The sequence below is a fragment of the Streptomyces sp. NPDC059989 genome (genome assembly GCF_042736975.1).
Classification (GTDB): domain Bacteria; phylum Actinomycetota; class Actinomycetes; order Streptomycetales; family Streptomycetaceae; genus Streptomyces.
In genome coordinates this window covers 15,185-28,337 of the sequence record NZ_JBHWUO010000028.1, presented here as the reverse complement: position 1 = coordinate 28,337, position 13,153 = coordinate 15,185, and the positions used below count along the sequence as shown (strand labels likewise).

Sequence of the window (13,153 nt, the reverse complement as noted above, 5' to 3'; positions counted from 1 at the left end):
GTGCTGCCATGCCCCTGCGCGGGCGCCCGCTCACGAGGAAGGCTGTTCCATGGCTAACGTCATGTCTCCGATCATCGCGGAGCGCATCTGGGCGCTGCCGTTGTCCGGGTCTGCCGTCAAGTTCCTCCAGTACCTCGTCTCGCGCAGCGAGTTCGGGGGGACGCTGCCGGTGCGGCAGAAGGACATGGCGGCCGAGTACGGGGTCACGCCCCAGGCCGTCAGCGGACTCATGGCCCCGCTGTGCGAGCTGAACATCGTGCTCAGGCCGCGCAGCGAGGAGCGCACCGGCAACTCGTACCGGCTGCACCCGCTGGCGGCGAAGTACGAGACCCCGGAGTCGATGGAAGCGGCGTTCCGCGCCGCCCTCGCCCGCATTCAGGCGGGGGATCTCCCCAACCTGAAGCTGCCGACGTACCACCAGGCCCCGCCGGCCGCGACGGGCCGCCCGAAGCTGCAGGTCGCCTGAAGCTGCGGAAGCGCACACAGACGGAAGGCCCCCGCCGAGGTGGGGGCCTTCCGCGCCTGAGTAACAGTTGGTGCTCCGAGTATATCCGCCGAGTCCCGGCTCAGGGCAGCTGGATAACGTCGAAGCCGGCGACCGTGTCCCACTCGATGCCGCGCCAGTGTCATGGCCGGCGACGTCCTGCGGCTCAGAAGCGCAGCCGATATGCGCGCCATCGTAGAAATGTCGGATTCCGTGAAACTGCTCAGAAACCAGCCTCTTCGGCCGTAGGGTTGCAGTTTACGAAGCCTGCTCCCCGCGCACGTGGGATGAACCCGGGGCCGCCGTGTTCCACACCAGCCTGTACCACTGCTCCCTGCACAGCGGGGATGAACCACAGGCCCAGATCACCGAGCTGCTCACGCAGCTCTGCTTCCCGCGTGCGCGGGTATGAACCGTGGATGGGCGGAGGCGTGGCTGCGATCCTGATCTGCTTCCCGCACCTGCGGGGATGAACCCGACACCCCGTACGCGGTGCGGGTCCACGAGGACTGCTTCCCGCGCTCGCGGGGATGGCCCCACCTGAGCTCCAATGGCCGGGTACTCGCTGAACTGCTCTCCGCACCGCGGGATGCTCCCCACTGGCAGCGCGCCATCGAGAGGCAGGCGGCCCGGTTCCTGCACCCGCGGGGATGAACCTGGCATGACCTGTGCACCGACGTCCCCGGTGATCTGCTCCCCGCGCCTGCGGGGATGAACCCACCAACACCGAGTGGCGCTTCTTCGGCTGCCACTGCTCCCCGCACACGCGGGGATGAACCCGACTACACCGCGCTGTTCACCGAGGAGTGCGTCTACTCCCTGCGCATGCAGGGATGAACCCTGGACGGCTGCGGGGCCGATCAGGCCGGAGCGCTGCCCCCTGCAGATGCGGGGATGAACCCTCGGGAACGGTCGCCCGTTTCGACGCGCACGGCTGCTCCCCGACGCCCGCAGCGATCGTATGAGTAGACAGCCCTCCCTAACCGTGCCTCCGCAGACCGTCCCGCTGCCACGTGTGCGCCGGGAGGGACTCCGCCAGGGTGGTGAAGAAGCGCTGGTCGCGCCACGCCTCCAGGTTGCCGATCACGAAGAGGCGGCGTTTCGCGCGGCTCACCGCGACGTTGAGGAGGTTCGGGCGGGACGCGGCCCAGGCGCGGGCGCCCGGGCGGCCCGGGTCGGTGCCCAGGATCAGGATGACGACGTCCGCCTCCTTGCCCTGGGTCGTGTGCACCGTGCCGACCCGGTTGGGCGGCATCAGGTCCCGGCAGGCCCGTTGCGCGCCCGCGACCACCTGCCGGAACGGGCTGATCACGAACACGTCCCGGGCCAGGTCCACGCCGCCCTCGTCACGCAGCCGCTCCAGCACGCGCCGCAGCGCCCGCCCCTCCTCCGGGATCCAGTGCCCGTCCGCCTCCGCGCCGACCACGTTCACCCAGCTGCTCGTCGGCCGGTAGACGTACGGCTCGCGCTCCGCCGCCCCCTGGACCATCAGACCGTCGTAGGCGATGGCGTTGCTGATGGAGAACATCGGGTCGTCGCACCGCCGGTGCACGCGCAGCGGCGAGCCGACCCACACCTCGTGGCTGCCGTCGGGCAGTTCGGCCGGCAGCAGGGTGCCGTAGTGGTTCGCGCGGTCGGCGAGCTGCTGCACCGAGGTGCGGCCCGGCGCCCATTCCTCCGCGGCGCCGAAGTCGTCGCGCAGGGCCCGCTGCGCCGTCCACGGCAGGACCACGACCGGCTCCAGCTGCAGCGGGTCGCCGACCACGACCGTACGCCGGGCCCGCCACATGCCGCCCACCGCCATCTGCGGCGTCGCCTGCCCGGCCTCGTCGACGAACAGCCAGCCCAGCGCCTCCGCCCCCAGCCGCCCGAAGACCCGGTCGAGCGAGGCGAACGTCGTCGAGACGACCGGAACCACGAGGAACAGGCTCTGCCACGCCGCCCTCAGGTGCGCCTCGGGCACGGTCCTCGGCACCGCGCCGGCGACCGCGTCCATGCCGGCCATCAGGTTCGCGTACATGGTGCGGGCCGTGCACCGCAGGAAGGCCTGGTGGAGGTGGAGGGCGGCGAGGAAGAGCTCGGTACGGGCCGCGGTGATCTCGGGGTCCGACCAGGGGGCGGACAGTTCGCGCGCCGAGTCGCCGTCCGTGAGCCACGACTGCTGCGGTACGGACTTCCCCCAGCGCTCGCGCGCAGCCGCGATGCCCTCCTCGGCCCGTGCGATCCGGGCGCGCGCCGCCTGCACCGTTTCCTCCCGGGCGCGCAGGCGTGCCGCCGCCGCTCCCACGGCCCCTCGTACGCCGTCCCGTTGCGCCTGCGCCGCATCGCGCGCCCGGCGGGCGCCGGCGACCAGGTCCGCGGCGCCGGCCTCCTCCGCGTGCCAGGCCCGCGCGGCGCGGCCCAGGGTGAAGAGGCTGACCGTGAAGCCCGGTCGGCGGGCCAGGTGTGCCTGATGGGCGTGCTCGGCCTGGGCCAGGGCCTGCTCGGCGCGGGCCAGCGCGTCCTCGGTGGGCGGGAGGGTCTCCCGTACGCGCGCCAGCTCCGCCGCGTCCCGCTGCACGGCCGGCTCCGCCTCGCGCAGGGCCTCGTACGCCGCAGGCAGGCTGTCGTGGACCTTGGCGGCGATGGCTCGTTCGGCGCGCAGCCGCTCGACCTCGGCCAGCGCCGCCTCGAAGCGCTGCTTCCCCTCGCGCCACACGCCCGTCTGCGGGGTGTCACGCCACTGGCGCAGGAGGTGGGAGAGACCGGTGCCGCTGTCGATCCAGGCGTTGCGGGCCCGGCGGCCGCGGCCCTCCGCTTGCGGCGGGACGGGTGGCGGGGGAGGGGCGCCCGCGTCGGTCTGGCGGTACTTGCCGTGCCAGAAGCGGTTGACGAACTCCAGGCGGTTCTTCTTGCTGCCCAGGCGCGCGGCGACCGCACCCCACGCCGGCTCGCCCTTGAGGAGGCGGGTCGCCTGCTCGGCGAAGTAGTCGGCGTCGTCCCGCCACTGCTCGCCCAGGGCCTCGCGGGCGGGGATCTCGGTGGAGATGTTCTCCACGGCCCCGTTGTTGGCGGAGGCGACGACCATCTCGAAGCCGGTGAACTCCGGGCGCAGCGGGGTGACCGTACGGGTGTAGTCGCCGCTCTTCCAGACGTACGGGGCCTGTTCGGCGAAGGCCTGGGACGGCAGGCGCAGCGCGGCGAGGCGGCGGGCCCGCTCGACGACGGCCGCGGCGAAGCAGTCGCGCAGCATGGTGGTCTTGCCGGTGCCGGGCGGGCCGTTGACGGCGAAGATGCCGGCGGCCGGGGCCAGCTCGGTGTGGATCGCGTTGACGGCGAACTGCTGGCTCAGCGCGAGCGCGTGCGCGGGGTCGGCCGGCCAGCGGCCCAGCGGGGTACGGGCGGGGGCGACGCCGGCGAGCGCGACGGCGGGGTTGCGGCGCAGGTCGATGCGGCGGGCCTTGTTGAAATCGGCGTCCGGGGTGAGGTACGCGGCGAGCCCCGGGCCGGGATCGCGCGCGGCGAGCTCGCGGGCCACGAGGTCGAGGTCGGCGGCGATGAAGCTGTTGAGGAAGTCCTGCTGGTCGGCGGCGTCGGATGCGCGGTCCAGCCGTACGGGGACGCTGCGGACGCGCACCCCGGTGGGGTCCAGCGCGACGGAGACGCCCCAGGCCTCGGCCAGCTCGGCGGTGAACTCCAGGAGGTGCCCGGCCGTGATGACGCCGGTCCCGACGGGCGAGTCGCCCTCGTCCTCGCCCTCGTTCTTGTCCTCTTGCTTGCTCACTGAGGGGGCGGGCTCACCGAGCGCGGAGGCCCGGGTGCCCCAGGCGTCGGCCTCCTCTTCGAAGCCGTCGAGCCACCCGCGGCTGCCGGGTCCGGGGGCCACGGCCCGGCCGGTGGCCCAGGCGCAGGAGGAGAAGACGGGGGAGTCCAGCAGCAGCCGGCCCTCGTCGGTGACGGTTAACGCGAACAGCGCGCACTCGCCGTCCATCCGGCCGTCGTGATCCTCCCCGCTCTCCCCGAAGACGTGGAGCAGGGTGTCGCGTACGGCGGCGAGGGTGTAGGCGCCGCCGTAGACGATGTGCTGCCAGCCGTACCCCGGCTCCAGGGGTACGGACCGCAGCGGATGGCCGGGCTCCCAGGGCATGGGCCGATCCGGCTCGGCCGCGTAGACCCGCTCCCGGTCGGACAGGGCGGGCACCTTCTGCGGGCTGAACAACTCGACCGCCCGCCAGTACCCGACGATCCCGCTCCGCCGCCGACGCTCGTCCCCCAGCCGCGTCACGCCCGCTCCCGTCATCGGTGATCACTACTGCGCACCTTACGGGGATCATGACGGTGGGTCAGGCGGTTGGACGGGTCCGGCTCATCGTGCGCGGCCAGGCCTCTGGAACGTGCCGGGCTGCGGGTCTCCGTACGTGGGCCGCCTTGTCTGTGTGGCGTTGACCGATAGGTGGTTCTGACCGCGCTTCCGTGACGACTACGGCTGGCAGCACAGGCGACACCGTTGAGCGGACGACCAACAGACTCAAGCACTCCCGTGTGGTCGTTACCGCAGTACGACAGGTGCGAGTGAACGAAGTCTTTGTACCGGTCGGGCGGCCCGCTCACCCGTTGACTCTGGGCCGTGGCGGTCATCGCCCCCGGCTGTTTGGGGGAACCGCGATCCACCCCGGCTCTTCGCCCACCCGGCGCGTGCATCCATGGGTGAAACGAAAGGGAGACACGATGCCGCTCTATCTATCGAGGTTCAGCTACACGCCGGAGACGTGGGCGAGGCTGATCGGCCACCCCGAGGACCGCGCAAAGGCCGCTCAGTCGTACATCGAATCCGTCGGGGGAAAGCTCCACGGCTTCTGGTACGCCTTCGGCACGCACGACGGCTACAACCTCTGGGAAGCTCCGGACAACGTGTCCATGGCCGCGGTTGCGCTGGCGATCAGCGGAGGTGGCGCGCTCAGCTCGTTCGAGACGACCGTTCTCCTGAGCGTTGATGAAACGCTGGATGCCCTGCGCAGGGCGGAGCAAGTCCGGTATCGGGCTCCTGGCGAGTAGCGGCCCGCGAGCAGGCCGCTGCCTCCGTTGGCCCGTGCCGGGTCGACAACATCCACAACACGGCCGATCCAACCCGACTGACCAAGCGCCTCATGTGTGCCTTCAATCTCCATCCTGTCCACTTATGGGGCCACGACGGCGTCGACGGAGGACACGTCGGCGGCTGCCCGGACTGGGGCGCGGACCGCACTTTTGACGTAGCCGTCACGGAAGTGCGGTCAGAACCCGATAGGTGGCCACTTTGATTCCTAGTTGGCCAGGTCGTATCTGCGGGGCAAAGCCGGCACAGCATGGCGCGAGGCCAGCGGACCCGCCACCGTCATGCAGCCGAATCGTTAGCCGACCATGATGAAGATCAATTCGCGCAGCAGGGTTGTGGCAGCCGTAGGCGGAGCGGTTGCGCTGCTCGCCACTCTCACTGGACCCACGTCCGCAGCCAGCGACTCCAGTGCACTCGCCTCGACGCTGAACTGCATTGGCTCGATCACCGTGAACATCGGAGGCAGCGGGGCCGTCGATGGCAAGGGCAACCTCCGCTGCGCGACGCCCAGCACCTCCTACGACGCCCAGCTGACTCTCTCGGGATCCGTTACGAACAGCAGTGGGCTGGTCTACGAGACCAGGACGTCCGACCGACTCAGCATCTTCAACGGCAGCAGCGGCGAGGTCATCGACCTCACGGTGAACAGGAGGCTGGAGCGGCTCTCCAGCGGAGCCTCCGGCAATGCCACCGCGCGGGGCGCGGGGATGGTCATCGGGGGCGGCCCCTTCGGCGGCGCCCGGCAGACCGAGTCCGGCACCGGGACGTTCGGCACCGGGAGGGTGACAACCTTCCTCATCACCGACAACTACATCTTCGACCTGAACGGGTAACAGCACCAGCTGGTCACTATGGATCAAAGTCACAGTCTGAAGGGCGCGCTGCCTCTTTGGCTGGATCGGGCCGAAGTGCCCCAGGGCGTCGGTCCCCCGCGTAGGGTCGCAGGTCAGTAAGTCTGCTCCCCGCACCTGTGGGGCTGCCCCCTTCCTGACCTCGTTGGCGGCGGGGGTCGCGTTCTGCTCCCCGCCTTCGCGGGGATGAACCCCACAGCACAAACCGGAGTTGCTCGGGGGTGAACTGCTCCCCGCCTCTGCGGGGATGAACCCATCATCCTGCGGTACTGGGAACTGCACGACTGCTGCTCCTTGCACTTGCGGGGATGGACCCCTGGGCGTTTCCGTTCGAGGAGCTTGCCCACTGCTCTCCCGCACCTGTGGGATGAACCCAGGCGCAGCCCCTCTGGGGAGAGCTCTGCCCACTGCTCCCCGCGCGCGCGGGGATGGGCCCTACACAGACGAGCCGGACTTCCCGGCCATCTGCTGTTCCCCGCACGAGAGGGGATGGCCCCGTGTTACGCCGGAGGTAGAGGACGGCGCCGAGACCCCCCACACCCGTGTGGGGATGACCCCGAACATGAGATATCCCGGATGTGGGCTCTCATGCTCCCTGCGCCAGCAGGGATGGCCCTATCGGGAACCGTGCCACACAGCGTTGCTATCAGCGCTCCTTGCATGCGCGGGGATGACCCCATCGGCCCGTGGACGAAGGAGGCCTTGGGCCGCTGCTCCCCGCTCCTGCAGGGATGAACCCCGGTGTCCCGGCCAGGACTTGTCCGGCCGATCATGTGACCACGCCGTGCGCGGTTCGTTGATGTGGACATGGGGCGGGGTGATCTGAGTGATGCCGAGTGGGAAGGGCTGCGTCCGTTCCTGCCGGTCAGCAACAGGCGTTGTGGCCGGTGGCGAGACCACCGGCAGGTGATCAACGTGATTCTGCACCGGGTGCGGACCGGCGTGCAGTGGCGTGACCTGCCCGAACGGTTCGGGCCGTGGAAGGCTGTCTACGAACGCCATCGGCTGTGGTTGGCAGACGGGACTTGGGAGCGCCTGCTCCAGCAGGTCCAGGCCGTGACTGATGCGACGGGTGAGATCGACTGGGACATCTCGGTCGACTCCACCATCGTGCGAGCCCACCAGCACGCGGCGGGCGCCCGCACCGACCCGCCGCCGGCCACCGCGTCAAAGGGGGCCGAAGGGCCAGAACACCAGGACGAAACGCCGTGGCAGAGCTTCGTCGCCCGCCTGGTGGAGGTGGTGCGGGAGGTGAGGGCCTGGGACGCTCGCGCGGTGGGTTCACCACCAAGCTCCACCTGCGCGCGGACGGCCGCTGCCGCCCGCTGTCCTTGGTCGTCACGCCAGGTCAGCGGGCTGATTGCACCCAGTTCAAACCGGTGCTGGAGAAGATCCGAGTCCGAAGTCCGGGCCGGGCAGGCCCCGTAAGAAGCCCGACAGCGTCGCGGCCGACAAGGCCTACAGCAACGGGCCCTGCTGTCTCGTCTCAGCGAAGTTCGAGCAGTCTCAGTGAAACTTGACTGACGCTGCACGTGTCATCGCAGGCTGAGTGCGTGCATCGTTCGTGGGCACCGCTCCCTGCCGCTGCACTACACGTGCCGGACAACCTGATAGATCGTGTGCGAGGTGGGTGCCGGATGTGGGGCGCTATTCCAGCCGATCTCCTCAGCACGCCTCTCAATCGCTTCTCGCGCAGCGTGAGCTGCGGCTTCGTTCTCGAAGAAGGAAATGGACAGTCCGTTGCCCGTGGCAGGATCGACGAGGTGATACGCCCCGTGCACGCCGGGCACAGTTGCGGCGGCGTCCAGCACCCAGTCTCGGTCGTCAGTTGGCATCGGCTCCCACACGGCCACCCTTGCGATCATCGCCGCCTCCTTCGTTGCCCTGGACATCCAGAATGAACCAACTTCTATGGAATCCGCCGTCAACGACGCACTGACCGTCTCGTCGCAGCCGCAGCGTGTGCAGGCGCGCTGGATATCGCACAGGGCCCCTGACCTGTGGTTCGCTCGCGCCTTCGACGACACGGGACACCGCCGGCGCCCGTCTGGTGAAAGTTCGATGAGACGAACAGGCCGGTCGTCAATCTTCGGTGCGACCGGTGCATCTTCGCTGAGACAGGACACCTGCCGCGAATATCTGTGGCGCCGGGGCATCCGGCACACGATCCCGGAGAAAACCGACAGCCGGGCCGCCCGCCTGCGCAGCGGGTCACGCGGCGGGCGGCCACCAGGCTTCGACGAAGAGCGGTACAAGAGGCGCAACACCAACGAACGGGCCATCAACCGGCTGAGGCGGTTCAGGGCCGTCACCACGAGGTACGACAAGCGTGGCTACGTGGTCCTTGGCGCAGCCACGGCAGCAGCCTTAGTCATCTGGCCCCGCATTGGATGGACTGGACAAGCCCACGTGGCGGTCTCCTGCCTGACGGCGGACGGAACGCGTAACGGCGAGCGTTCCAGCCTGGGTCAGCGGCGGGGGTAGATGAGGATGCTCTTCCCGCCGGCGGTCGATGTGCCGAAGACGGCGACGTCGGCTCCGATCGCGGTGGGCAGGAGAGTTCCCTCTGGCAGCGGGGACGCCTGGCCCGAGGAGAGGTCGACGCCGGCGGGCGACTGAGAGGTTTTGCCGTAGGCGGTGCCGTCCTTGTCCACCGTCGAGACGGTGATCGCCTTGCGGGTGCTTGTCTGCTCGAAGCAGTGGCCCTGCCCCGACTGGAGGTCGATCACCACGCGGCCGGCCAGCACATAGCGGCCATCACCCGACACCGTGGGCGTGAAGGCGGAGTCGCTCTCGTTCGCGCACGCGACGGAGGCGCGCACCAGGCCCGTCTTGCCGTCGTGCACCGCATAGACGTTGGTCTGCGCCTTGCCCTCCTTGTCAGGCCAGGATGCCAGCGCGTCCCCGTTGGGCAGGCCGGAGGCCGTGACCGTGCGCCCGCCGTGCTCGGGCGCGGCGCCGGCAGGCACCACATCGCCGCTGAACCAGCTGCCGGCCCAGAAGGCGCCGTAGCCCTGGACCAGCGGGCCCGCGGGCGTCTGCCCGGCCACCGTCACTCGCCTGCTGTCGCAGGTGCCGGTCAGTTGCTGGCAGGGCTTGGGCGACTTCAGCGCGGGGTGGTTCTTGTCGTAGGTGGTGACCTGGCCGGAGATTACGTCGACGAGCGACGCGCCCTGGTCTGACGCCACTTTGACGACGCCCAGTTCCCGCTGCGCTGTGAAGCCGACGGCCGGCCCCGGGACGGTGATCTCCCGCAGAGGTTTCGCATCGTCTCCTGAAGAGGCGATGTCGTACACCGCGAGACGCGTGACCGAGCTCGCCGCGTTGACTCCGTCACCACCCTCGTTGCCGGTGACCGCGAGAACGGCGTACTCCTTGCTGCCGCCGCGCGTCAGCAACACCTTGGAGTCGACAGGCAGTCCGCTCTTGGGGGCTTCCGGACGGACCACCGGCTTGCTGCTCCAGCGCACCTTGCCGGTCTTCGCATCCCTGGCCACCACGCGCGCCGTCTTGCCGCCTCGTTCGTGCCAGCGCAGCAGAACCAGCCGGGCCTCGTCGGAGATCACGGGTCCGGACAACTCGTGTTCGTCGTCCTTGATCTCCCAGCCCTTCGTATTGTCGAACGCCGCCGGCACGGGCTCCTTCGGTGCGACCGCGGGTGCTGGCCCCTGCTCCCCGCCCTGGGCAGCACCACCCTTCGATCCGTTCGCCCCGTCGCCAGACGAACTGCCCTCGCACGCTGCCAGCGACAGCGCGGCGAACGCCGTCACCACACCCACAGCCACTCGGAATCTCTTCCCCATCGCTTGCTCCCCCGATCGCTTCTCAACAAACGTGAGAAACATACGGGATGATCAATCGTCAGATCCAGCGCCATTGCATTGGCCTGCGAGCCCTCGGCTCCCTCCCGTTGCCCCGCCTTACCGGCTTGGCTGACCGCCGGGGCGCCGACGCTCGATCGCGAGGTCGCGGGCCTGCCTGGCGAAGCTGGAGGACGGGATGATGCGGCCGCCCACGTGGATTCCGGACGAGAGCCGGCAGTCGCGGCCGACCGCCAGGCCCGGGCCGAGGGTGAGGGTGCTGCCCGTCTGGGTGCGGTCGCCGATCAGGGCGCCGAAGGCGGGGGCCTTGCAGCGGTACGGCTCGTCGTCTCCGTCGGCCCTCAGGACGATCTCCGTGATCGGGTGCCGCATGTCGGCGTTCAGCAGGCTGATGGCCGCCACGACGACCTGGGCGGACAGGTGGGCCCCGGTGCCGATGACGGAATGGCCGACGCCGACGGAGTGCCCCAGCCGGGCGCCTTCGCCGATGAACGTCTGCGTCACCTCGCACCCGAAGCCGACCGAGGCCCCGGCGCACAGCACCGAGCCCTTGCGGACCGTCGAGAACTCGTGGACCCGTACGCCCGGGCCGACGATCACATCCGGTCCGATGTTCGCCGTGGGGTGGATGACCGCCGAGGGATGGATCCGGTCCGGGAGTGTGAGGAGCGCGTCTTCGTGGATCGCCTTCCAGTCGCCCAGGAATGCGGACAGCTCGTAGTCCTCCAGCCTGCTGTAGCCGGTGTGCGCCAGGTCGGCCTGCTCGGGGCTGCTGACGTAGTCGCCGATGCGGATCGCGGTGGGCATGGGCTGCTCCTTGATACGTCGTCATGGGTGGGTAGGGGCGGGCGGGTGGCGGCACGGCGGGCGGGCTAACATCGCCTGCATTCGTCATGAAATGGGAGTGCTGCCCGTGTCCGGTCCGCGTCTCGGTGTCGCCGTCATCACGATGGGGACCCGTCCCGCCGAACTGCTCGCCCTGCTCGATTCCGTGCGCGCCCAGCACGGCGAGCCGGTCCGGATCGTCGTCGTCGGGAACGGATGCCGGTTCGACGGGCAGGGGCAGGGGCAGGGGCAGGGGAACGGGCTCGGGCCGGGCGTCGAGACGGTGGAACTGCCGGAGAACCTCGGGGTGTCCGGCGGGCGGAACGTGGCGTGGGAGACGCTGCGGGCACACGGCGACGTCGATGTGGTCGTCGACCTCGACGACGACGGACTGCTGCCCGATCCGGACACCTTCGCCCTGCTGCGCAAGGCCCTGGCCGACCCGGCCGTCGGCATCGTGAGCTTCCGGATCGCCGATGAGACCGGCTTCACGCAGCGGCGGCACGTCCCGCGACTCCGGGCCGCCGACCCGATGGCGGCCGGAGAGGTCACCACGTTCCTGGGCGGTGGCCACGCCATCCGGGCCGAGGTCTTCGAGCAGGTCGGGGGATGGCCGACCGAGTTCTTCTTCGCGCACGAGGAGACCGATCTCGCCTGGCGGGCCATCGACGCCGGATGGCAGGTCCGCTACGAGCCCGAGCTGCTGCTCCAGCACCCCCGGACGAGTCCGGCCCGCCACGCGGTGTACTTCCGGACGAACGCCCGCAACCGCGTCTGGCTGGCGAAGCGGCACCTGCCCGCCCCCCTCGTCCCGGTGTACCTCGGCGTCTGGACGGTGCTGACCCTCGTACGCAGGCCCCCGATCGACGGGTTGAAGGCGTGGCTCGGCGGCTTCGCGGAGGGCGTCCGGACGCCGTGCGGGCCTCGCAAGCCGATGCGCTGGCGCACGGTGGCACGTATGGCGCGGCTCGGGCGCCCGCCGGTGATCTAGTGCGGCGACCGGGCCCGCTACGCGATGTCGGCGCTAATCGGCCCGGTACCGCTCGGCCTCCTCGCGGAGGAAGTCGGGCAGCGCGTTCGGCGTCTGGTCCAGCCAGGCGACGTAGCGGGCCACTCCCTGTTCGACGGAGATCCGCGGCTCCCAACCGAGCGCGGCGGACATGCGGGTGGTGTCGGCGTAGCCGCCGAGGGGGTCGCCCTCGGGCAGCGGGCGGGTCTCGACCGGCGCGTCCGGGTAGTGCTGGACGACCATGTCCGCGATCTCGCGGATCGAGGTCGCCCGGCCGGTGCCCACGTTGAGTACCTGCTGGTGGGCCGCCGGGGCGAGCATGGCGCGGATGGTGGCCTCGGCGATGTCGTCGACGTGCACGAAGTCGCGGACCTGGAGGCCGCCCCCGTTGAGGAGCAGTGGGAGGCCGAGCTTCGCGCGCATCGCCAGCCACGCCACCACCCAGGAGTGACTGTGCTCCTTCACGGTCTGCGGTTCGCCGTAGACGCTGAAGTAGCGCACGGTGGCGTGGGAGACGTTCGCCGCGTTCGTCATCAGCGCGGTCTGGTGCTCGCCCCACACCTTCGTGTTGGCGTACACGGAGAGCGGGGCGAGGGGCTGCTCCTCGTGCCAGGAGCGGACATCCTTCCGCTTGGGATCGCCGTTGCCGTAGACCGCTGCGGAGGACACGAAGACGAAGCGCCGGACCTTGGCGTTGTGTGCCCGTACGGCTCCCAGCAGGACCTGCGTCCCGTGGACGTTGGTCGCCAGCGCGGCGAGCGGGTTGCGGGTGCAGGAGGCGACGTCGGCGACGGCCGCGGCGTGGATGACGTAGTCGCTCTGCCGGACCATCGCGTTCATGAGGGCCTCGTCGGCGATGTCGCCCACGACGGTGTCGCCGTCGCCGGCGTGGACGCCGAAGAGGTCGCTGTAGACGCGGGCCGGGTACGCGTCGAGCCGGCCCACGGCGATGACGCGGGCGCCGGCGCCCCGCAGGCGGCTGGTGATCCGGCTGCCGACGAGGCCGCCGCCGCCGGTGACCATGACCGTGGCGCCGGATACGGCGGATCGGAGGTCGTCGTCGTCCGTGTGTGAACAGGGCATGGTGAA

Annotated in this window: 9 protein-coding genes and 1 pseudogene; 5 read left to right on the top strand and 5 right to left on the bottom strand. The window is 70.2% G+C overall.

The features are described from left to right. Positions 1–49 precede the first annotated feature (49 nt). The gene (locus ACFWBN_RS24330; protein WP_385179021.1) at positions 50–466 is read left to right on the top strand and encodes a hypothetical protein; all 417 of its coding nucleotides are present in this window, start codon (positions 50–52) and stop codon (positions 464–466) included. Between the two features lie 997 nt (positions 467–1,463). Here ACFWBN_RS24330 and ACFWBN_RS24325 read toward each other — a convergent pair. Continuing rightward, positions 1,464–4,748 carry a DEAD/DEAH box helicase gene (locus tag ACFWBN_RS24325; RefSeq protein WP_385179020.1) on the bottom strand — a complete coding sequence of 1,095 codons (3,285 nt, stop codon included), beginning with the start codon at positions 4,746–4,748 and terminating at the stop codon, positions 1,464–1,466. Positions 4,749–5,191: 443 nt separating this feature from the next. Between ACFWBN_RS24325 and ACFWBN_RS24320 the strand changes: the two genes are divergently transcribed. The 3 genes and pseudogenes from ACFWBN_RS24320 to ACFWBN_RS24310 all read left to right on the top strand — a co-directional run. After that, positions 5,192–5,518 carry a GYD domain-containing protein gene (locus ACFWBN_RS24320; protein WP_385179019.1) on the top strand — a complete coding sequence of 109 codons (327 nt, stop codon included), beginning with the start codon at positions 5,192–5,194 and terminating at the stop codon, positions 5,516–5,518. Positions 5,519–5,863: 345 nt separating this feature from the next. Continuing rightward, positions 5,864–6,391, top strand: a complete 528-nt coding sequence (locus ACFWBN_RS24315) for a hypothetical protein (protein WP_385179018.1) — start codon at positions 5,864–5,866, stop codon at positions 6,389–6,391. A gap of 825 nt (positions 6,392–7,216) precedes the next feature. Beyond that, a pseudogene (locus tag ACFWBN_RS24310) lies at positions 7,217–7,877 on the top strand (IS5 family transposase); the annotation flags it as partial. Between the two features lie 121 nt (positions 7,878–7,998). Here ACFWBN_RS24310 and ACFWBN_RS24305 read toward each other — a convergent pair. The 3 genes from ACFWBN_RS24305 to ACFWBN_RS24295 all read right to left on the bottom strand — a co-directional run bounded on the left by ACFWBN_RS24305 (position 7,999) and on the right by ACFWBN_RS24295 (position 11,037). Beyond that, positions 7,999–8,274: a hypothetical protein gene (locus ACFWBN_RS24305; RefSeq protein ID WP_385179017.1), complete on the bottom strand. Its 276-nt coding sequence runs from the start codon at positions 8,272–8,274 to the stop codon at positions 7,999–8,001. A gap of 603 nt (positions 8,275–8,877) precedes the next feature. Beyond that, positions 8,878–10,194 (bottom strand): hypothetical protein, encoded by a 1,317-nt coding sequence (locus ACFWBN_RS24300; RefSeq protein ID WP_385179016.1) that lies wholly within the window; start codon positions 10,192–10,194, stop codon positions 8,878–8,880. 135 nt (positions 10,195–10,329) lie between these two features. Then, entirely contained in the window at positions 10,330–11,037 is a 708-nt protein-coding gene (locus ACFWBN_RS24295) for a transferase (RefSeq protein WP_385179015.1), read from the bottom strand. 106 nt (positions 11,038–11,143) lie between these two features. Here ACFWBN_RS24295 and ACFWBN_RS24290 point away from each other — a divergent pair, with 106 nt between their 5' ends. Then, complete coding sequence (locus ACFWBN_RS24290) at positions 11,144–12,046, top strand: glycosyltransferase family 2 protein (RefSeq protein ID WP_385179014.1); 903 nt, start codon at positions 11,144–11,146, stop codon at positions 12,044–12,046. Positions 12,047–12,079: 33 nt separating this feature from the next. Here ACFWBN_RS24290 and ACFWBN_RS24285 read toward each other — a convergent pair whose 3' ends face one another. Then, the gene (locus ACFWBN_RS24285) at positions 12,080–13,147 is read right to left on the bottom strand and encodes an NAD-dependent epimerase/dehydratase family protein (protein WP_385179013.1); all 1,068 of its coding nucleotides are present in this window, start codon (positions 13,145–13,147) and stop codon (positions 12,080–12,082) included. Between the last annotated feature and the right edge of the window lie 6 nt (positions 13,148–13,153).